This window comes from Corallococcus sp. CA041A, assembly GCF_003612075.1.
GTDB lineage: Bacteria > Myxococcota > Myxococcia > Myxococcales > Myxococcaceae > Corallococcus > Corallococcus exiguus.
In genome coordinates this window covers 1-20220 of sequence record NZ_RAWF01000183.1, presented here as the reverse complement: position 1 = coordinate 20220, position 20220 = coordinate 1, and the positions used below count along the sequence as shown (strand labels likewise).

Annotated in this window: 16 protein-coding genes and 1 pseudogene; 3 read left to right on the top strand and 14 right to left on the bottom strand. The window is 68.5% G+C overall.

Translation table 11 applies throughout. The features are described from left to right. Positions 1 to 954: 954 nt before the first annotated feature. Positions 955 to 1270: pseudogene (locus D7V77_RS28185) on the bottom strand (transposase); the annotation flags it as partial. A gap of 284 nt (positions 1271 to 1554) precedes the next feature. On the opposite strand from D7V77_RS28185, the gene D7V77_RS28180 reads away from it, so the two are divergent. Further along, positions 1555 to 2682 (top strand): hypothetical protein, encoded by a 1128-nt coding sequence (locus tag D7V77_RS28180; protein WP_169821026.1) that lies wholly within the window; start codon positions 1555 to 1557, stop codon positions 2680 to 2682. Positions 2683 to 3356: 674 nt separating this feature from the next. On the opposite strand, the gene D7V77_RS28170 is transcribed toward D7V77_RS28180, so the two are convergent. The 11 genes from D7V77_RS28170 to D7V77_RS28115 form a co-directional block, all read right to left on the bottom strand. Continuing rightward, the gene (locus D7V77_RS28170) at positions 3357 to 4091 is read right to left on the bottom strand and encodes a glycoside hydrolase family 16 protein (RefSeq protein WP_120579397.1); all 735 of its coding nucleotides are present in this window, start codon (positions 4089 to 4091) and stop codon (positions 3357 to 3359) included. A gap of 31 nt (positions 4092 to 4122) precedes the next feature. Then, the gene (locus D7V77_RS28165; RefSeq protein WP_120579394.1) at positions 4123 to 4350 is read right to left on the bottom strand and encodes a DUF3060 domain-containing protein; all 228 of its coding nucleotides are present in this window, start codon (positions 4348 to 4350) and stop codon (positions 4123 to 4125) included. 9 nt (positions 4351 to 4359) lie between these two features. Further along, positions 4360 to 5244, bottom strand: a complete 885-nt coding sequence (locus tag D7V77_RS28160) for a hypothetical protein (protein WP_147452184.1) — start codon at positions 5242 to 5244, stop codon at positions 4360 to 4362. Positions 5245 to 5318: 74 nt separating this feature from the next. Further along, the gene (locus tag D7V77_RS28155) at positions 5319 to 8024 is read right to left on the bottom strand and encodes a serine/threonine-protein kinase (protein ID WP_120579392.1); all 2706 of its coding nucleotides are present in this window, start codon (positions 8022 to 8024) and stop codon (positions 5319 to 5321) included. Positions 8025 to 8368: 344 nt separating this feature from the next. Continuing rightward, a complete protein-coding gene (locus D7V77_RS28150; protein ID WP_147452183.1) occupies positions 8369 to 11077 on the bottom strand; it encodes a hypothetical protein in 2709 nt (902 codons plus the stop codon). 237 nt (positions 11078 to 11314) lie between these two features. Then, the gene (locus tag D7V77_RS28145) at positions 11315 to 11710 is read right to left on the bottom strand and encodes a hypothetical protein (RefSeq protein WP_233597278.1); all 396 of its coding nucleotides are present in this window, start codon (positions 11708 to 11710) and stop codon (positions 11315 to 11317) included. 527 nt (positions 11711 to 12237) lie between these two features. Next, the gene (locus D7V77_RS28135) at positions 12238 to 13116 is read right to left on the bottom strand and encodes a hypothetical protein (protein WP_120579390.1); all 879 of its coding nucleotides are present in this window, start codon (positions 13114 to 13116) and stop codon (positions 12238 to 12240) included. A 54-nt stretch (positions 13117 to 13170) separates the two neighbouring features. Next, positions 13171 to 13401, bottom strand: a complete 231-nt coding sequence (locus D7V77_RS28130; protein ID WP_120579389.1) for a hypothetical protein — start codon at positions 13399 to 13401, stop codon at positions 13171 to 13173. Positions 13402 to 13618: 217 nt separating this feature from the next. After that, positions 13619 to 14344, bottom strand: coding sequence for a hypothetical protein (locus D7V77_RS28125; RefSeq protein ID WP_147452182.1), 726 nt, complete (start codon positions 14342 to 14344; stop codon positions 13619 to 13621). Positions 14345 to 14771: 427 nt separating this feature from the next. After that, positions 14772 to 15191 carry a tetratricopeptide repeat protein gene (locus D7V77_RS28120; protein WP_233597277.1) on the bottom strand — a complete coding sequence of 140 codons (420 nt, stop codon included), beginning with the start codon at positions 15189 to 15191 and terminating at the stop codon, positions 14772 to 14774. Between the two features lie 108 nt (positions 15192 to 15299). Continuing rightward, positions 15300 to 16706 carry a M12 family metallopeptidase gene (locus tag D7V77_RS28115; protein WP_120579386.1) on the bottom strand — a complete coding sequence of 469 codons (1407 nt, stop codon included), beginning with the start codon at positions 16704 to 16706 and terminating at the stop codon, positions 15300 to 15302. 350 nt (positions 16707 to 17056) lie between these two features. Between D7V77_RS28115 and D7V77_RS28110 the strand changes: the two genes are divergently transcribed. After that, entirely contained in the window at positions 17057 to 17782 is a 726-nt protein-coding gene (locus D7V77_RS28110) for a TetR/AcrR family transcriptional regulator (protein ID WP_158624506.1), read from the top strand. 12 nt (positions 17783 to 17794) lie between these two features. Here D7V77_RS28110 and D7V77_RS28105 read toward each other — a convergent pair whose 3' ends face one another. Further along, the gene (locus tag D7V77_RS28105; RefSeq protein WP_120579384.1) at positions 17795 to 19198 is read right to left on the bottom strand and encodes an amidohydrolase family protein; all 1404 of its coding nucleotides are present in this window, start codon (positions 19196 to 19198) and stop codon (positions 17795 to 17797) included. Positions 19199 to 19392: 194 nt separating this feature from the next. After that, positions 19393 to 19608 carry an ankyrin repeat domain-containing protein gene (locus D7V77_RS28100; protein ID WP_120579383.1) on the bottom strand — a complete coding sequence of 72 codons (216 nt, stop codon included), beginning with the start codon at positions 19606 to 19608 and terminating at the stop codon, positions 19393 to 19395. Between the two features lie 130 nt (positions 19609 to 19738). Between D7V77_RS28100 and D7V77_RS28095 the strand changes: the two genes are divergently transcribed. Beyond that, positions 19739 to 20220, top strand: a 482-nt coding sequence (locus D7V77_RS28095) for a DUF3592 domain-containing protein (RefSeq protein ID WP_120579382.1), incomplete at its 3' end; no start/stop codon positions are given.

Here is a 20220-nt window from a genome sequence, read left to right as displayed (position 1 = left end):
AACGAGCACTGGCTGCTGGAGCGCCACAACTTCCTCTCGCCGAGTCAGGCCCGGCGAGCGCTGATGCAGTCGAAGCAGGCGGCCTGATTACAACCAATCTGGTGTCTCAATAATCCGGTGCGGTACAATTCCCCAAAGCGACCAGCATTATCGTGAGCCAAGCGCGCCTAAGGTACTCGTCGTCAAACGCGCCGGCGTCGTGCAGCGCAGAGAGGTCCGCGAGCACGCGCTGCACCCATAACGTGTCTGGCCGAAACATCATCGGTTCAAAGGGGTACCAGAGCGGCATACCTCGACAATCTACTACCGCTGGCCGGTAGAGAGTCCGTGCAACCACCTGGAGGCACACGCCTTCCCGCCGACCCACCCAGGAGGGATGCAGCAGGGACGTGGGCTTTTAGGGTACCGTTACTGCTTGGGCTCGACACTCTGCCTGCTGGGGTGGCCACTGAGCTGAGGCTAGCTTCATAGGCCGCAAAGACAGCGCCAGTGCTCCAGAACGCCGCGCACCCCGTCGGAGGCCATCACGCCGTCTCCAGAATGTCTCCAAGACTGAAGGGGACTCGGGGCGATAGGCGGGACTGGTGAGGACTGCCCGTGGACTCGAAGTACCCGGACTCACTCACGATTGGGCGAAAGGCGTGCGCCGTCGCGGGTTTAGGGCACCCCGTGTCCACGGGTTCAAATCCTGTCTCCCCGACCAAACGACGAAGCGGGCTGGAGACCGAAAGGTTTCCAGCCCGTTTTCGTTTCTGGGGCTTGGTGCTCTGGCCCCTCCTGCATCAGGAGTTCCTGGACGGAGTGGCGGACGAAGGCCGTCAGTGAAGGCCGCGCCGGGCGAGAAACGATCGCATGGGGCTTCTGCGCCGCGGCAGGCCGAGCGCTTATGGGTGGCGTGGCTCCCAAGCGCTCGAAGTGACGTGCGCGGGCACGCTGATGCACCTGCTGGCGTTAGGTGAGCTGCGTGGCTTCGCGGCCGAAGTTCCTGTCGTCGGGCGTGACGAAGCGGATGGCGGAATACCGGTGCTCAGTGTTGTACCAGGCGACGAAACGCGCCACCCACCCCTTCGCGTCCTGGCTGGAGGCGAAGGCGCGGTGGGAAGGAGTGGCGGTACTTCAGGGTACGAAAGAGGGCCTCGGAAAAGGCGTTGTCGTCCGAGACGCGGGGCCGGCTGAAGGACGGGGGGATGCCCAGCCATTGCAGCGTGGCCAGCAGGGTGGCGCCCTTCATGGGGCCGCCGTTGTCCGAGTGCAGCACCAGCCCTTCGGGGCAACCGGCCTCCTGCCAGCAACTGCGGACGATGACCGGGGACCTGCCGGCCGGCTCCGCGCTTCCAGATGATGTCCCGAACAGAAAAGACTCAATCGCTCTCCTTCTTCGTCAAGCTCCTCGGCGCGTGGAGCAGCGACTGCACACCTGCGTCCGCATGGAGGGAGGCATACGTCGCACAGGACCACTTTTCGGCGGCGAACAACTCGCTGACGGTCGGTTTTTGGTCTGACATGCCCCCCGCTGCGCTCCGCGCGGCTCCCTCCAGAATCCAGGAGCAGTCCATGGTCCACACCTCGGGTATCCCTCGTCGCATCTCCCTCTGGGCAGGCGTTGCCCTGGCGCTGGTTGGCACTCTCACGGGCTGTGCTCCGCCAGGGCCGGAGGACTTGCCCGGAGAGCCCCAGGTGACCCTGGACTCACAATCCCAGGCGCTGGCCTATCCCAACGGGAACAGCCGGACGGTGGTGTCACGGCGCGTCGTCTACAAGGACGCCTCCGGTGGCTACCAGGCGGCGCCGGGCTTCGAGCAGTTCCGCGCGGCCGGTGCCTCCGACAGCACACTGCACGCCATCCGCATCGCCCAGGTGGAGGCCCCGAGCGTGCGCGAGGCCATCGTCTTCATGACCGCCGGGCAGAAGATCTCGAGCAGCGGGCACTCCAGCGGCGTGACGGGCCAGTCCTCCAACTGGGACGCGTCCTGTGACGGCGTCTCCTGCGCCAACGTGGTCCTGGATGGCCGCTCCCTGGCCATGAAGCTCAATGCCCTGGGCTGGTTTCCGGTGGGGAGGACGCACCTGTCCGTGGTCAACGACAACAACTTCGACCACCTGTTCGACAGCGACACGAAGCAGCGCATCGTCAACGGGTTCGTCCACTGGCTCCAGGCCCAGGTCCGACCCGAGACGCGGTCCATCTACCTGGCGGGGAGCTCCCGCGGCGGGTGTCTGGTGATGCGAATTGCCCAGGCGCTCCGCGCCAACACGGCGCTGGATGGCATCACCGTCTACGTGTCGTCGCTGGATGGCGTGTGCAGGAACAGCCAGGGCGAGCTGGGCACGTTCGACACCAAGGTGAACAACCCCGTGCGCCCCTGGGGCACGTTCTACGGCGCGTGGGCCACCAACCTGTCCTCCCAGTTCCCCCGCCGCGAGCGGCTGCACCTGTATCAGGTGGTGGGGGGCCAGGAGGTCGCGCCGGCCACCGGCATCCGCGCCTTCTCCGGGTACGCGGGCGCCACGCCTCCCTCGACGGGCACCGACCTGGACTGGGGCTGGTACAAGCAGACCTGGGTGAAGTGGCAGCACAAGGAGATTGGCAATCCGTACACCGACCCGAGCACGTCGGATCAGCCGCTCGCTATTTCAGAGACGATTGACGCGCAGCTCACCTGGCTGGACGGGCTGCTGTAGCGGGCCTGCGGTCAGGTCTGATGCGTTCTCGGAGCCCCCAACGCATCAGGCGAAGGGGGCCCTGTTGAGGGTAGGGGCTGGAGCCGAAGGGGCGGGGAGGCGCCAAAGGGTGACGCGCGGGCTGTGCGCCGGGCCGGAGCAGAGGCCGTACCGCCCCTCGGGGCACATGCCGGCCCAAGCGGCCCAGCCAGGCGGCAGGCCGCAAGGGCGTGGGCTTCCAGGTCACTGTGGGTGCTTGAGCTCAACACCACACGCTCTGGGGTGGACCCTGTGCCAGGGCCAGCTTCGCAGGCCGCGAGGGCAATGCCAGGTGTTCCAGAATGGCGCGCCCCCCACCGGGGGCCGTCAGGTATGCCAGCCCCCTCCTACGGCCTCCACACCGAGAGCAGGCGAAGACATCCAGCGCGAACGTCCGGCGCAGCAGTCCCGCCCAATCCAATCGCGGCGTGCGCTCCATCGTCGACTCCACCGTCGCAGCCTGGGCCGGGCTCTCCTCCAGCCCCGGCTCCGCCCCCGCTTGAGGGAGCCGCTGGCGTCAACCTGTTCACCGTGAAGGGTGGGCCGCACTTCCTGCTCTTCACGGCGCCAGAGTGCTTCAAGGCCGCGGTGAGCACGTTCGTCCAGAAGCGGCGTGCTCCTCGCGCGGCCTGTTCGCTTTGACCCGCACCTGACGTCTACGGAGCGGGGATGAACTTGAACTCCGCGATGACGATCTCGACCTCCTGACCGTTCTTGGGCGCGAGTCCCTGGAAGAGCCAGAAGTTCATGTGGACGGGCAGGGGGTTCTGGGGAATGCGCTGGACGTAGTCCGGTGGATTGAAGAGCCAGCTGGCCATCTGGTTGACGTTGCCATCCTGGTGGCCATGCAACGCCTGGAAGTAGACCTGCCTCGACGACCACTGGAAGCGGTGGGTGGAGTAGGTCCCCCCGAGGCTGATGGGGTAGGCCTGATGGGAGTAGGGGACGCCCGTCACCGCGGGGTACACGGCCCAGTTGCCCATCTGCGGCTGACTGCCGCCCCACTTCGCGAACTCGATATCGATTTCATTCGTGGCGTCCGGGCCCACGTCGGGACGCGTGTAGTTGAACAGGCCCAGGACCACGTTGTCGTCGAAGAGGTCCGGCCGGCCAATCACCTTGAACTGGTAGGTGCCAAACCCCAGCCGCTGCTGCGGCATGTAGACCTCCGCCGTCGTCCAGCGTCCGTCGCGCCACGCAATCTTCAGGTGGAGGTAGCCGTTCGCATCGACCCAGGCGTTGCGGTCATCCCAGGCATTGGGGCCCGGGCCGCCCTGACCGCTGCGCACCTCCCATTGATAGCCCGAGAAGGAGACGCTCTTCGCCTCCGCGAGCGGAGTGAAGGCGATGCTGGAGACGAGAGCGATACCGAGGACCTGTGAGCCGCGCATGGATGACCCCATTTCGGGAAGGGTGCCAACGTCAAGCACTCCTTCCGATATATCCAGTTTTTCCTGGAATTGAAATGGGATCGCCTCTGGTGAGGTTGCTGGGCTTCTGAATGCGATCTGGCGACTCCTTCTCCTGGGTGACCTTGTTGTCCATGCCGGTGCGGCTGATCTTCGGCTTCGACTTGCCGTGGCCGCGCTTCCAGGTGACGGAGTTGGAGCTCCCCGTCACGGAGATGGCACGGGTGGCCTCCACCTTCACCTTCGCGCGTCAGGGCGCGCAGCCTGGATCGGCTGGACTCCAGGTGTACTGGGAGTCCAGCGTCAGCTTCTGTTCCACCACGGGGCCCTTCATTCCGCGCGCGGTGAGGAGGAAGGTCTGCTCCGGCGCCGTGCCCGAAACCTCCGCGCGGTAGATGAAGCGACAGCCTGCCGTCCACGTGTCATCGGGCACGGGCGCGCGGGAGCCGTCGAGGCAGGGCTCCGGCGCGAAGCCCACCTGGGCGGCGCTCTCCGAGTAGCGGTCCTTCTCCCCGAAGTACGCCTTCTCGGACGTGAAGAGCGCCTTCAGGTTGCTGGCCCCCTCGCACAGCGGGGCCGGCAGGGGCGTTCCCTCCGGCCTGCGCACGCCATGGCACTCCTCGAGGACGAGTTCGGAAGGCCACACCCGCACGGGCTTCCCGTCCACGTACCCATGCGTCATGGAGTACGTGAGCCCTTCGGCGAGTCCGCCCACGCCCACCGCGCGCACGCTGAAGGTGCTGTTGTCGGGCAACGAGCCGGCCATCGAGACCGCGTAGCGGAAGTGGCAACCCGCGAGCCAGGTGGCGTCCGGCGTGGGCACGCGGCTGCCATCCGTGCATGGCGCAGGGGTGGGGAGCCGTGTGACGTCCGTGGTCCAGGCGTCCTTCTCCCCGAAGTACTCCTGCTGGCCCGCCAGCAGCCCGCTGAAGCCGAGGAGCGCCTCGCACCGCAGCCGCTCGCGCAGCTCCTGCTCGGTGGTGCTCCGCGAGGGCGGGACCGGCGCTGGCGCGCTGGCCTTGACCGGAGCCGGCGCGGACCGCGTGGGCGCGGGAGGCTGCTCCTGACGCTCACAACCGCCCAGCACGATAAGCGCCGAGACGAGACGGGTGATCCGGAATGAGAGGCTTCGCACGCGGGACTCCTCGGGTTCGCATTCCCAGGCATCCATCATGGCGTTTTCCGCGCTCCCATTGCCATATCGGGTTCTCAGTCCTTCCCGAGCCCCTCCACCAGGTAGAGCTGGGAGAGCGTCTCGAAGTAGCTGTACGCGTAGGCGCTCCCGTCCGCAGAGAGCGCCAGGGTCATGATCGTGATGAGCCCCGGCGGGGTTCCGCGCGCGGGCACCGTCAGGTGCGGCACGCTTACGCCTGTCTTCATGTCGACCCGGGAGATCTGGACGGGAAGCGAGACACTGCGCAGGTAGAGGGCCGCGCCGCTCGCGTCCCAGCCCACCACCCACTGTCCCGGGAATGTGCCCGGGACCACGCTCTGCGCGTCCCCCGTCGCGGAGAACAGGCGGAGGCTTCCCGATTCATCCACCGCCGCGAGCCATTCCCCATCGGGGGAAATGGCCGTGTGGAAGCCGGTGCCTTCCGCCGTAACGGGCCGGGGGGCGCCGGCGCCCGGCTCGAACACCCACAAGCGGGCGGGGCGCCCCTCCTGGCTCGCGCGCAGCAGCAACCGCTTCCCATCCGGAAACCAGCGTGCCGAAAGCACCGTGGCCACCGGAGCCAATGACACAGGGCGCGGCTCCCCCACGCCGGTGGGCAGCAGGAAGAACTCCATCCGCTCCCCATAACGCACGACCAGCGCCTGCTTGCCATCCGGGGACAGCGCCAGGGGATGCCCGTCTCCCAGCCGGACCGGAGGTGCGCCATCGGTGGTGCGCACGTACGCGCCATAGGTGGGGCCTTCGATCTGGTTCCCCTCGGAGATGAGCAGCATCCGGCCATCCTGGGACAGGTCCGACATGATCGAGGCATCCGCCATCGTGAGCTCCCGCTCCTCCCCCGCTCGCCCGAACACGAGTCCTGAACGGATCTTCTGGTGATCCACCAGGACGGTGCCAGCGTTCGAGATGTCCTGGAGCAGCATCCGACCGGCGATCCGATCCACGAGCCGCGTCGTGCCTCGCAGGTTGACCGCGAACAGCGCGGTGTCCGCACCGATGCGGGCGGCGGTGAACCACACCTCGCTCCCATCCGGAGCCCACGCCAGTCCCCGGGTGCACCCCCAGTCTCCGGAGAGTTCCCGGGGCGGCCCGTCCTTCTCCAGCACCCACACCCCGCCCCGGTCGTCCTTCGGATTCTCATGGAAGAGGAACGCGATTCGCTCGCCATCGGGGGACACCCGCGCGTGGCTGATCCACCCCTGCGACTCGAAGCGCACGGTGCCGGGCGGCTGCTCCAGCCGGAAGGTCTCGCCCACCCGGCGCACCACCGCGAGCGGTCCCTCGCCGCGCCCCCAGTCCGCCTCCAGCACGCCGTCGAGCACGGCCCGCGGTGCGCCGCCCGCGAGCGGCATCAACCCGAGCGTGCCACTGCCATGCTCCGGGTCGAAGAACCGGGGGGCGAGCAACACCGCCAGCTCTCCCCGGGACGACGCGGCGAGCACATCCGCGTTCAGTCCACGAGGCTGCGACAGCGGACGCTCGGTGCGCGCGCTGTAGAGCTCCACGGGGCCTCCCTCCCACGCCGCGCCATAGAGAAACGTGTGTCCATCCGCGGAGAACCGCGCGCTGAGCACGGGGCCTCGCTGGAAGGTGGCCGGTCGGTACGTGGAGCTCGACACCGGGACCTTCCACGGACGCCCGAACGCCAGGAGCCCACCCGCCACGCACAGCAGCGCGACCGCCAGGAGCGTGAACAAGGCCGGACGCGGGAGGGCGCGGGGATGCACGGCCCGGGGCACCTGACTTCCGGAGCGGGACGCGATGGACTCCAGGGCGAAGGCCAGGTCCTGCGCGGACTGGAACCGGTCGCCGGGAGCCTTCGCCAGACAGCGGGCGACGATCGTTCCCAGCTCACCCGGCAGCATGGGGGGCTCGTCGCGGAGCGCGGCGCTCATGCGCTCCACCGCGCTGTCACCCCCGAAGGGGGCCTGACCGCTCAGGGCTTCGTGGAGCACCGTGCCCAGTGAGAACACATCCGCGCGAGGATCCGCGCTCTGCCCGCGGATCTGCTCGGGGGCCATGTAGCCGGCGGTGCCCATCACCGCGCCGCTCCGGGTCACCGCCGCGCCTTCGCCGCGCTCGGTGAGCCGCGCCAGCCCGAAGTCGAGGATGCGGGCACCGCCATCCGCGCACAGGAAGATGTTCGCCGGCTTGAGGTCGCGGTGGATGACGCCGCGGGCATGCGCGGCCGCGAGCCCCTGTGCCAGCTGGATGCCCAGCCGCAGGACCTCCGCCAGGGGCAGCGGCCCGCGCATCAGCCGCGTCCGCAGGGTGACGCCCTCCAGCCACTCCGTGACGAGGTAGGGCGTGCCTTCATGGGCTCCCACGTCGAACAAGGTCAGTAGATGCGGATGGGACAGCGCACCTGCGGCGCGGGCCTCCTGGCGGAAGCGGGCCAGACGCTCGGGCTCCTGGGCGAACCGTGCCGGGAGCACCTTCAGCGCCACGTCCCGTCCAAGTCGCCCATCGCGCGCCCGATACACGTCGCCCATCGCGCCACTGCTGGCATGCCCGACGATGGTGTAGGGCCCCACCTGCTCCCCTGGAACGAACAGGCGGGGCGGAGGGGCCGCTTCTTCCCCCAGTGCTCCCTCCGCGTGCCACGTCGCCGCGATGGCGGCGAGCAGCGTCCCACAGGCGTCACAGCGTGAGGTGTGGGCCTCGGCCAGGGCCCGCTGCTCGGGAGGCAGGCGGTCCTCAACGAAGGCGAGAATCGTTTCCTCGGAAGGGCAACCAGACATGGTGGGAAGCAACTCTAGCCATGGTTGCCTTCAAGGAAGAAGTGGCGGGACCGTCACCCGGTACGCGCGGACGAGCAGGGGGCGAGTCCCCGGCGCACCGAAACCCAAGCCAGGCTGCACCTCGGCACCCACGCGAAAGCCTCGGTAATCGCGGCGGCGGCTGACCAATCGTTCAGCCACCCCCTGCCATCTCCCACGAGGGGTTCCTCGGTCTCCTCGCTACATGAAGATGTAATTGTAGTCGCAGTTTTCGTTCATGGTTGCGGTGTGAGGGTGATTCACTTCAAGTGGCTGCATGGCGCCGGGGAAGGAAGCCCACGTCCCAGGGGCGCCCCCGGACGGCCTTACGCGGCCTTGTTCGGCTGCGATTGCTCCGCGAGATAGCGCTTGAGTCCCTCCACCTTGTTCTTGAGGTTCGGGGACTCGCGCAGCCCGTCGAAGTATTGGTCCCATTCCTCCCTGCGGGGGGTGACCGGGCCGCCGGGGAGGGAGAGGATTCCGACGAAGTGCTGGAACTCCTCCCCCGGACTGTTCTTCAGGCCCTTGAAGGCATCCATGACTCCCAACAGCGCTGGACCCTTGATGCCGTAGGCCTCTCCCAACTTCATGAGCTGCTTCAGTTGCTGGGGGGGCTCCGTCAGCAGTTCCGGGCTCTGCTGCGCGAGCTTCTGGATGTCCAGCGGTGACAGCTTCATCTCTTCGGAGAGCACCTTGAGGCTCTCCTCGTCCGCGTCCACCAGCGTGGAGAGCACGGGCTCGGTGATTCCCGCAGCCTGGAGGCTCATCTTCAGGTTCGCCTCCTTCTTTTCGGCCTCCTGTGCCTTGGTGACGACGGAGATGACGGCTCCGCCAGCGACGAGGAGGCCGCCGGCAATCTGTCCCCCGACGGGAACGGCTTGAATGGTGGCCGCGGCGAGGATGAGTCCGCCCAACGCGGAGGCGCTCTTCCCCGCGGCTGAAAGGTAGTCCCCATTCTTGACTGCCTGCACGCTTCCGATGAAATCGCCAATGGCCCCCACCGCGTTGCCTATCCCTGTCATGCGCTCGAAGACCTTCGAGGCGGCGCTGCCAGCCTTGCCAAACATCTGGAGCAGCATCGACGCGCCATCTCCCCCGACACCGATCGTGTCGCCGATGGCTTTCACCTGCTCCTCAAGCGGGTTCTTGTGGAAATTACTCACGCCATTGACGGCACCCACGAGGGAACACGCGAATCCGAGCGCGCGGATCGGCTGGACGATCCCCGGAGCGCCACCGGCGAGGGTGGCGGAGAGTTTCTTGAACTTCTCCTGCGCCGCCTCGCCACCCGTGGGCAGTGCCTTGAAGGCAGCCGCCATCTCCTTCATCTCGGCCTGGGTGCAGCCGAACAGGGCGTGATTCTCCTCGAGCGTGCCGATGAGCCGGTTCACGGCCTCCGGGTCGTCCGCCTTCGACAGCACCAGGTAGCCCATGGCCTTGGTGGTGGCAGCGGTGAGCTTGGTCGAGGCATCCGTTCCGGCCTTGCCGAACGTCGCCGCCGCGTCGAGGTCATCGAAGAGGCTGGGTTGGTCTTCGGCCTGCTTCTGGAACTCCCCCAGGAGCAGTTCCTGACCCGCCTTGGTGTTGGCGAGGTCGGGGAGGTGCGCCATGGTCTTCTCCGCCTCGTCGCCGAGGAAGTCCATCCACTTCGGGAGCTGGGAGCCAGGGGCCGTGGCTCTCGCCGGATCCGCGGTGCCCGGCGTCGTCAGGCTGCCCAGGAGCTTCCGAGCTGCTTCCTCGTACTCGCCGTACGCGGGGGTGCGGCTCTCGTAGTCGAGGATGGCTTTCTGCCGCTGCTTCCCGGTGAGCGCGGGACTCAGCTGGGCGACGAACTTCGTCAGGTCTTCGTTGGCCTCGTCGAAGGCGATCTTCTTTTCCTCGAAGTCCTCCCGGGTCTTCTGGATGCCGCTCGCCAGCGAGTTGCCCACCTGAGCGGCCGGGCCGGACTTTCCCTGCTGATCGAGCGTGTTCGCGACCATCGCGCCCAATTCGGCGCCACCGATGGTCTGTGCGAGCGCGGAGAACAGCGGCTCCTGTTCCCTGAACAGCTTCTCCGCCGGGCACGCGTTCGCCATCTCGGTGGCGATCATCCTGGTGACGTTCGGGCCGCCAATGCTCGCCGCCTTGGCCAGCGCGCTCAGTTGGGGCTTGGCGAGCTGCGGGCTGGTGTTCAGCGACTGCGCGGCCATCTTCTTCAGCTCGGGTCCGAGCTCCTGGACCAGGGCCTTCTGGTAGTGTGGATCCTTGTTGCCCTCGAGCAGGCCCTGCAGGGTCTTCGCGCCAACGTCATAGATGCAGCCATCCTTCATGGACTGACGCACCTTCTGGGCATCCGCGCGCGCTGCCGCCTCCGCCTCTTCCGCGGTCAGCTTCGGCTTCTCTGCCTGATTGTTGACCTCGGGCCCGCTCCCCGCGCCATCGGACTGCTGGGGCGCGTCGGCCACCATCATGGACTGGAGCTCAGGCGACACATTGGCGCGCTCCAGGGCCGTCTGGCGCGCGGGGGAGCCCGGGGGCGTGTCGAGAATCTTCTTCGCCTGACCGGCTGGGAGCGTCCCCACCTGCTCGTAATGGGGCTGCTCCTTCAGGTACGCGTCCGTGGAGTCGTAGCTCTTGTTCGTGGCGGGGTCATAGACCTTGGAGCCCTGGCGGACGACCACGTGGCCAGACTGGCCTTCCTCGCCAGCACGCTTGTCCTTGAGGAAGACCAGCTCCGAGCGGGCGCGGATTTCGGGCGACGTCCGGTCCACCCAGTCAGCGGCCTTGTCCAGGCAGTTCACCTGGCCATCCCGGGTGTTCTCGGTGAGCAGCGTGCTGGCGGGCGGCGGGTTCGGGGCGAGCTCGGGGCCCTTCGAGGGCGGGGCCCCGGCCTGGAACGAGGAGCGGAACCGGTCTTCGTTGCGCGGCTTTACCTGCTGGACCTGACGCGACGGCCCCGCCTGTTCGGCCCGGTCCTTCTGGCGGGCTTGCTCCACCTTGCGGATGGCTGTGGATGGATCGGCACCAGAGCCTCCAGGGACTCGCGGACCAGGCATGCGGACCTCCAGGGAAATAGGTCATTCACCCCTGAAGGTTGCTCCACCGTGTCTGCGTCCCAAAAAACCTCGCCACCGCGCTCAGCTCATCTCCTTCCGGGTCGCGAAGAGCCAGTAGCCAGCGAGTGCGAAGAGGAGGAGAGCCCCCATGAACCCGGACCGCGTGCGGAAGTCGCCCGGGAAAGTGGCCGACCTCCCGTTCAGGACGTGAACACCGCGTAGCGGGGCGTCAGCCGCTCACCGCGCCCGCTGAAGATGAATCATTGCCTCATCCAGCAGCGCGGCCACGCCCCGGCGCACCACGTGCACCACCTTGCGGTGATGCGCGGAGGCCAGGTGCGTGTAATGGCCAGACACCTTGTGGTGCAGCTCCGTGGCGCCCCACACGAGCACCAGGTCCGCCCACTCCAGGTCGCTCTTCGCGCGGTCCGCGGTGCGGCGCTCCGTGCCGTCCACCATGCGCAGGGAGATGTGGCCGCCCAGCTTCGTCTCCAGTTCCTCACGCACCGCGGGCGAGCCGCCCACCACCACCACGCGCTGCACGCCGCGCTGGTGGCACATCTCCAGGAACGCCACCTCCGCGCGCCGGTTGGCGGAACCGCCGCACCGCGCGCAGTGGCTCCGGGGCTCCACCCGCAGGGGCTCAAGTATAGGACGGATAGGAGCCCTGTTGAGGGCGGCGGGCTGGTGAAGAGGGGTCAAGAAGGGCCGCTGGAGGGTGACGCGCGGGCTGTGCGCCGGGCCGGAGCAGAGGCCGTACCGCCCCTCGGGGCACATGCCGGCCCAAGCGGCCCAGCCAGGCGGCAGGCCGCAAGGGCGTGGGCTTCCAGGTCACTGTGGGTGCTTGAGCTCAACACCACACGCTCTGGGGTGGACCCTGTGCCAGGGCCAGCTTCGCAGGCCGCGAGGGCAATGCCAGGTGTTCCAGAATGGCGCGCCCCCCACCAGGGGCCGTCAGGTATGCCAGCACCCTCCTACGGCCTCCACACCGAGAGCAGGCGAAGACATCCAGCGCGAACGTCCGGCGCAGCAGTCCCGCCCAATCCAATCGCGGCGTGCGCTCCATCGTCGACTCCACCGTCGCAGCCTGGGCCGGGCTCTCCTCCAGCCCCGGCTCCGCCCCCGCTTGAGGGAGCAAGTGACTTTCGAGCGCAGGCGCCTCAGAACTCCGCGACGAACGCCAGCTCGCAGACCCGCTCGCGACACGAGAACACGTGCAGCGCCCCATCGAGGAACTGCCCGCCTCCGTAGTCGAGCAGGTGCGGCATCTCGCCGTGCGCGCAGCTCGGCGTCGCGTCCGCCTGATCCCAGCGCGCCACGCCGCCGAGGCGAGCTCCGCCCCAGCTCGCGCCACCGCGCTGCTGCGCGAGCCAGTCGTCGTACTCCTCGCCGACCTCCTCGAGTTGATCCGGATCGAAGCCCTTGGGGAACGGCCCGTCGAGATCGAGCGCATCGAAGCCGAAGAGCGCGCTCGACGCGGTCTCCGGCGTGATCTCCGAGCGATAGCGGTACCAGATCGCCGGCGGCAGCTCGGTTGCCGGGGAGGCCGGCGTCACCCGCAGACTCTCGCGCCGCCAGCCACTCGACGCCGATTGCCACGCCTCGGGGCCGGTCACGCGGTGCCTCGGCTCCACCAGGCGCACGTACGCGACGCGCGGATCGCTGTTCTTCGCGACGCCGCAGTGAAAGCAGAAGAGCGCGGCGAGGCCGCGGCCGCCGGGGAGGAAGTCCGCGAGCACGGCCGGCGTGAGCTGGACGCACATCTCCAGCGGGCGAGCGCAGACGCCGCAGCTCGGCCAGCGCGGCTCGTCGAGCCAGGCGACGGAGCCGTGCGCGAAGCAATCGCCGGGACCGGGATCGAAGCTCTCGGGCTTCAGGTAATGCGGCACCTTCAGATCGACGCAGGTTGGCGCGGTCTCGCGGAGCTCGCGGCGCCAGGGCGCGAACAGCGGGTGCTCGGGAAGCTCGGGGCGAGGCGCCTTGCGCGCGCAGGGCACGCAGGTCTCGGCGGCGTCGCTCCAGCGCGGGTGCTCGCGCACGAAGGTCGGCCATGGGGTCTCCTCCTGCGCGCTGCTCGGCTCGTCCCTGGGCTCCTAGGTGGCCGCGGGCGCGACGATGAGCGGCGTCACCATCACCGCCTTGGGCACGCCCTTGTAGCCCGGCACGGTGCCGTGCACCTCGACCCGGGTGCCGACCGAGGGGTTCACGGCGAAGCTCTTGAGCGCGGTGCCACCGAAGCGCACCCGACCGCCTTCGTCGAACTCGATCCACCCGAGGGCGTCGATGGGGTTGAGCTCGACAATCGTCCCTTTTTGCCCGCTCATCGCGCGGAACGCTAACACGCCCGCCTCAGCGGCTCCGCACCGTGAAATCGCGCCCTTCCCCGCGATCGTGCTCCGGCCCGGCGGAAGCTGAAGACGCTCTCCCGACCCGCGAGCAGCGGATGATTCATACGGTACGCGAGGCGGCCATCCTCCATCCGCGACAGTCACTCCAGCGCCAGCGCACTCAGGACTCCGACCCAATCCGCCGACGCATGAATCAGGGGAAGGTCGGGAGTGACGAGGGAAAGGCGTGAGCGCGTGGCATGCCGTGCTCGAAGAGTTCCTGAAGGAGTCGGCAACGCTCGGGTTCGACGGAGGTGTCGCAGGTGGAGGCTTCCCGCTGGAGCTCTTCGATCGGGACGAGCGAGGAGTCCACCGGGCGCAGCGCCTGGGAGGAGTAGGCCCACGCGTTACCCACGCGATGCGCAGGCTTCTCGTCCGCGTGACAGAACGCGCAGACGGTGAGGTCGGGCTGGAACATGACCTTCGTGTACGGAGCCTCGGGGAGCACCTCGGCTTCGATGGGGAAGGCCAGTTCTCCCTTGATGGAGCGGCCGGAGGCGTCGAGTTGGCTGAACTCGACGACCTCCGCTCCTGGGCCGTCAGGAACGACCGAGAGGATAAGGGGGCCCGAAAACAGGAAGATGCGAGGGCTGCGCCGGCCATGCGCGGGTTGCGCGCTGAAGTCGCTCTCCGTGGCACTCAGCCGCAGGGGCCGGTCCAGACTCTCCACGAGGCAGGCCACGGAAGTGGGGCGGGGCAGGGAGTTGATGAGCGCCACCGCCTCCTCGATGGTTCCGGGGGCGCCCGTGGCACCGCCGGAGGGAACGCAGTCGCGGGGAAGCTCATCCGGGGGCTTTGAACCATTCGATGCGCCGCAACCTGCCGCCAGCACCGCCATCACCAACTGCGCGAACGCCCTTTGTCGCCACCTGCGCCTCACGTGTGACCTCCAGGGAACATCATGTGCCCGTGGCCACCTCTGCGCGAGCGTTCCCAGCCCGGTTTCATTTTGGGGGGACCCCGAGGCCTCCACACGCCTTGAGCGTTGTTTCCGCTCACACCGAAGCCCAGAAGCGGGCCCTGCCTGGTAGGCGATGGCTGCCAATAACGCCTGGAGGGCTGGGCTGACGGAGTCTCCCGATGAGGAAGCGTGAACGGTCGCCGGTACGTGCAGCAGCATCTTCTGCACCGACGTGACACGCGGCCGCTTCCCCCCGGGACTCATGTCCCGCGGGTTGTTGCGCGTCTCGAACCGTCTGCCTCCAGCATCGAGTCCGCGGAGACGGATGGGGTGCTTGGGATCAACCCGTCACGGCAGCCGCCATTGCGCGGCCGCCGAAGAGAACAGCAGCCCCGAGCGTGGAGGACTACTTGCCCTTCAGCGCAGCCACGAGCCGGTCCGCCTGCTCGCGGATGTGCTTGTCGGTGCTGGCCTGGGCCTTCTGTGCGTGCGTGCGGGCCTGGGCCTTGTCGGTGTCCGCCAGGGCCAGGGCCTGATTGAGGTGCAGGCCCGCGTCGTCCGGGTGCGCCTTGAGCGCTGGAGCCAGCACCGCGCGGGCGTTGGCCGCGCCCTCGGGCTTCGACATCAGCAGCACGGCCAGGTCGTTGGCCGCGCCCACGTCGGACGGATCGCTGGCGTGGGCGGCCTCCAGCAGCTTCTGGGCCTCCGCGTCGTCGCCCATCCGCCGGCGCACCTTGGCCAGGGCGATGCGCACCATGGCGTTGTCCGGCACCTTGGCCAGGGCCTCGCGCAGGATGCGGTCCGCGTCCGCGTCCTTTCCGGCCACGAAGGACGCCAGCCCGTGCAGATAGATGGCGTCGGCGTTGTCCGGCAGCTGGAGTGGCCCCCGTGCCGGAGCCCATGAGGGTCCATGGGCTCTGGCGACGGCGGGGCGCTACCAGCCGTTGACGTACCAGGAGTGCCGCAGGGTGTTGTCCGTGCCGCGATAGAAGACATCCATCCGGCCGGGACCCCAGCTCGCGACATCGGGCGCGGAGGTCATCTCACCGCCGAGCCAGTTCCAGCCGGTCCAACTGGAGCCCGTCCACGTGTTGACCCAGAGGCTGTTGTCCAAGCCCCGGCCGAACACCTCCAGCTGGTTCACGCCGCGAGAGACCGCCGCCGGAGCGGAGGTGAAGGTGCCGCCCAGCGAGCCCCAGCCGCTCCAGGCCGTGCCGTTCCAGTACTTGTGGAGGAAGGTGTTGTCGGAGCCTTTGGCGAACAGGTCGATGCGGTTGGGTCCCCAGCTCACCGCGGCCGGATCCGACGTCACGACGCCCGGAATCACCGTCCACGACGTCCAGCCCGAGCCCGTCCAGGCCTGGTGGTAGAGCTGGTTGTCCAGGCCCTGGCCGAACACGTCCAGCCGGTTCGCGCCCCAGGACGCCACGGCCGGGCCGGAGTTGAAGCCGCCGCCCTGCGAGTACCAGGGGCTCCAGGAGGAGCCATCCCACGCCTTGTGGAGCATGGAGTTGTCCGTGCCGCGCGCGAACACGTCAATGCGGTTGGAGCCCCAGCTCACCGCCGCCGGGTCGGAGGTGATGACGCCCGGGTGGAGGCCCCATCCGCTCCAGCCCGCGCCCGCCCAGTACTGGTGGTGCATCTGGTTGTCCAGGCCCCGGACGAACACGTCCAGCCGGTTCGCGCCCCAGGACGAAGCCGCCGGGCCGGAGGACAAGCCGCCGCCCAGCGACTCCCAGGGGATGCCGTAGGTGATCTTCGCGCCCTGGACGTCCGTGGCGCTCAGGTTGCCATTCCCGTTCCAGGCCGGGTTGCAGTAGTTCATCACGGAGGCCAGGTCCCACGGCCCGATGAGCCAGTCACCCGAGGAGCCCTGCGCGGGCTCGGTGCAGGTGGAGGGCCGGTCCGGACGGTTCTGCTCGTGGGCGTAGCCCAGCGCGTGGCCGAACTCATGCACCGCGATGGCGTCGATGCAGTACTTGAGGCTGCTGGCGCACGACGGGCTCCAGTTGGCGAACGTGAAGTTCAGCACCATGCCCTGGGCCCTGCCGTTGAGGCCGTTGCCCAGCGCCTTTACGTGCGGGCCCTCGTCGCTGATGTTGATGCGGACGCCGCTGGACGAGGACGGACATGTCCCCCAGCCGTAGAAGCGCACGCTCGAGTTCGCCTCCCACGTGCGCGTCACCGCGTCGCGCACCCACTGCCGCTGGGTGGCGTTGCCCGCGGCCGGGTTCTCCCAACACACGGGGATGGTCAGCGGCCACCAGAGGGTGGAGGACGCCACGTAGAGTTCGGCCTCGCTGTGCCGCAGCTCTCCCGGCGGTGTCTGCTCGGAAGGCATGGACGCCTCTGGCGCGCTTCCACAGCCAACCCATGCGCCAAGCCCGAGCGCCAAGAGCAGCGCCCCCCCTGGGCGATGCGTGTTTTCAGTGAACATGTTTTCCCCTCTTGCGTCCGCCCACTCCTCGGACGGGGCCTGTATGGCCCACGCATCCCCGGGCGCGACAAGACACATCCTGGCACAAAGACTGACGCACTTGAAGTGAAGTCATGTCAATTCAGTGTTCATGGGAAATTATCTGGATGCAGGGTTTGGGGAGGGCGTTGTATGGGTGAATCACGGTCGCTTCTGGCGGACGGGATATGCTCCGTCGCATGACCTTCCGCGCGAGCAGTCCTCGAGGAGAACGTGTGCGTCGGCCGCGGCTGTCGCGAGACACCGTGGTGCGGACCGCCGTCGCGCTCGTCCGGGAACAGGGGTTGCGACAGCTCTCCATGCGGACGCTGGCCGAACGGCTCCGGGTCACGCCCATGGCGATATACAAGCATGTCGCGAACCGGGATGCACTCGTGCTCCTGTGCGCCGAGACCATCCTTCAGACGGTGGTGTCGCCTGTGGAGCGACGTCTGGTGTTGCCCCCGGAGCAACGTCTGGTGTTGCCCGCGGAGCCACAGGATCCGGTGGCGTGGCTCCGGCTGCTCGCGGGCCGTCTGCGCGCCGTGGGGCTGGCGCACCCGGGGTTGATGGAGTTCCTGCTGGAGCAGGGCCCTGTCGTCCACACGGCGCTCGTCATTCTTGACCGGACCGTGAGCGGACTTCACGCCGCCGGCATCCCGTGGAAGGAGGCGGGGGCGCTGCACAACACGTTCTTCTCCTGGCTGGCCGGAGCCATCCGCCGGCAGGAGCCGTGGGACGTGGGGCCACCGGGTACGCCGCCGCCGTTCGAGCGGTTCTTCGCGGCGGCCCAGGCGCTTCCCGCCAGGGACTACCCGGGGCTTGCCCACAGCGTGCCGCACATGCGGGCCACTGACGTGGAGCGGGAGTTCGAGCAGAGCCTCGGTTTCATGCTGGAGGGCATCCAGCGGCGCATCGACGCACGGCGGGTCCCCGCGCGGAAGCGCCCCCGCCAGCGCTGAGTGGGCGTCGCGTCACGCGTCCTTCGTGCCGCCAGCGCCTCCCATGTCCCAGTGCGCGGAGAGGTCCTCCCGTCCGCCCAGGAGTGTGTCCGGTCCTCCCACCCGGGCGAGCACCGCGTCGCGGGCCTCGATGACCCGGCGCCGGACCGTGGCCAGGTCCACGTCCACCAGGGCTCCCTGGAACTTCGCCCACCGTCCGCGCACCATCACCGATTCGACGTTGCCCGCATGCGCCTGGAGCACCACCGCGTCGCGGGGACGGTTGAGCGGCGTCAGGTTCAGCGCATCGGCGGCGAGGACGATGAGGTCCGCGTCCTTGCCCGGCCGCAGTGAGCCCGTCACGCGTCCCAGCCCCAGGGCCTCCGCGGCGTCGAGCGTCACCATCGGCAGCATGCGAGCGGCCTTGAGCGCGAGGACCCGGGACAGCCCGTCCTTCTCATGGGCCCGGGCCCGCTCTACCTGGAGGGCCAGCCGCATCGCGGTGAACAGGTCCCCGCCGTTGCTGGAGACGACGTCGCAGCCGAGCGTCGTCCGGACCCCCGCGCGGAGCGCGCGTCCGGTGACGGGGAAGCCCATGCCCATCTGAAGCTCCGTCTCCGGCGTCACCGCGACGGCACCGCCGCTGTCGGCGATGCGGCGCAGGTCCTCGTCGGAGCTCCACGTGCAGTGGACGAAGAGCACGTCCGGACCGAGCAGTCCTTCGTCCGCCATCCGCCGCACTTCGCTCGGGCCCGACACGGGCCACGCGGAGCAGTGGGCGGTGATGGGGACGCCCAGCTCGCGCGCGGAGAGGAGCTCCGCCCGGCTCTGCTCCCAGGGCACCTGCATCTCCGTCAGCGCGACGCCCATGCGGACCAGCCCGCTGTCGGAGGCCAGCCGGGTGGAGCGCAGGCGCCGGGCGTCCTGGATCCGGCTCGCGGGGGTCGGCAGCGCGGTGCTCTCCTGGGGACCCGCCGCGTAGCCGTAGGCGAAGAGGGCCCGGATGCCGGAGTCCTCCAGCGCCGTGAGCGCGGCGTCCGCGTGCGCGGGGGACTCCACGCAGTGCGAATAGTCCACGAGCGTGGTGATGCCCGCGTCCAGGGCCTCCAGCGCCCCGGCCAGGTTGGCGGCATGCAGGTCGTCCGGCTGGAACGCGGGCGACAGCTTCACGCGCACCGCCGCCAGGTAGTCCATCACCGTCCAGTCCGCCCCCAGGGCGCGCAGCGGCGTCTGCCACGTGTGCCGGTGCGCATCGATGAGGCCGGGCAGGAGCAGCTTCCCGCGCAGGTCGACGACGCGACAGTCCCCGGCGTGCAACTGGGGACCCATCGCGACGATGCGCCCGTCCTCCACCAGGACGTCACCTCGAGGCAGGTCCGCCTGTTCGGGGTCGCAGGTGATGACTTCCGCCCCACACAGCAGCCATCGGTCGCCCATGCGGTGTTCCTCCTGTCGGGTCCAGCGGGTATACACTGTATACCTTCTGGGCCGGGATGGCTGTGGAGGGCTACTGACAGGGAGGCCTCCAATTCCTCAGCTTGTTCCCGCTGCCTCGTTCGCGGGCGCAGGGGACACGCTGGCCCACTGGAACGGGCCGACCACGCTCAACACGGCGCGCTTGTCGGGGAGGCTCAAGCTCCGTGAGCCCCTGGTTCTTGAGCTGCGTGCGCGCCAAGCCCTTCTCGTCGGGGGGCCTTGGAGAACAGGAGCGCGCACATCTCCACGTGACCGTAGGCGGCGGCGGTGACGAAGGGGGCTTCGCCCAGGTTGTCCGGCAGCGCGGGGTCGGCGCCGGCCTCCAGCAGCACGCGCACCAGGTCCGCTCGGCCCACGCGTGCGGCGGCCATCGACGTCGAGTTAGGGAGGGCCCTACGGCCGGGGCGGGACTGGATTGCCATTTCGCGCAATGCCTGCTCATCCTCCACGCATGTACCCTCGTTGAACCGCCTCCTGACGGAGCCCCTGAAAGGCAATGCCATGGACCTCGGCAACAACCTGATGCTGGTGGTGTTCTTCTTCATCATCCCGCTGGGCCTGATGGTGCAGCTGCTGCTCTCCCATGAGCTCACCCTGAAGCTCCGGGCGGAGGGGCTGCACGCCCATGGAACGGTGACCCGCGCGTACAGTGCCTCGTCGGGAGATTCGGGCACCAGCGACGTCGTGGAATACGTCTTCCATCTGCCGGATGGTGAGGAAATCCGAGGCCGTTATGAAGATTCCAGGTCGAGCCACCGCCTTCCCGATAAGGGGGACCCGGTGGAGGTGCTCTACCTGGCCAACAACCCGGAACGGCACCAATGCGTGGGTCAGGAGGTAGGGCTCGCGAAGACTCTGGGCTGGTTGGCGTTCCTCGTCATCTGGATGGGGATGGGGGGCATCACCTTGAGGCAAGAGTTTCAGAAGCAGGAGGCCCCCGCGCCCACGCGCCAGCACCACAGGCCCGCCTCCCCCTCGAAGTC

Excerpts from the sequence above, each read along its gene's own strand:
- D7V77_RS28180 (WP_169821026.1), top strand. The coding sequence starts at position 1,555 with ATGGTCCACACCTCGGGTATCCCTCGTCGCATCTCCCTCTGGGCAGGC.
- D7V77_RS28170 (WP_120579397.1), bottom strand. The coding sequence starts at position 4,091 with ATGCGCGGCTCACAGGTCCTCGGTATCGCTCTCGTCTCCAGCATCGCC.
- D7V77_RS28155 (WP_120579392.1), bottom strand. The coding sequence starts at position 8,024 with ATGTCTGGTTGCCCTTCCGAGGAAACGATTCTCGCCTTCGTTGAGGAC.
- D7V77_RS28150 (WP_147452183.1), bottom strand. The coding sequence starts at position 11,077 with ATGCCTGGTCCGCGAGTCCCTGGAGGCTCTGGTGCCGATCCATCCACA.
- D7V77_RS28130 (WP_120579389.1), bottom strand. The coding sequence starts at position 13,401 with ATGAGCGGGCAAAAAGGGACGATTGTCGAGCTCAACCCCATCGACGCC.
- D7V77_RS28115 (WP_120579386.1), bottom strand. The coding sequence starts at position 16,706 with ATGCCTTCCGAGCAGACACCGCCGGGAGAGCTGCGGCACAGCGAGGCC.
- D7V77_RS28105 (WP_120579384.1), bottom strand. The coding sequence starts at position 19,198 with ATGGGCGACCGATGGCTGCTGTGTGGGGCGGAAGTCATCACCTGCGAC.
- D7V77_RS28100 (WP_120579383.1), bottom strand. The coding sequence starts at position 19,608 with ATGGCCGCCGCACGCGTGGGCCGAGCGGACCTGGTGCGCGTGCTGCTG.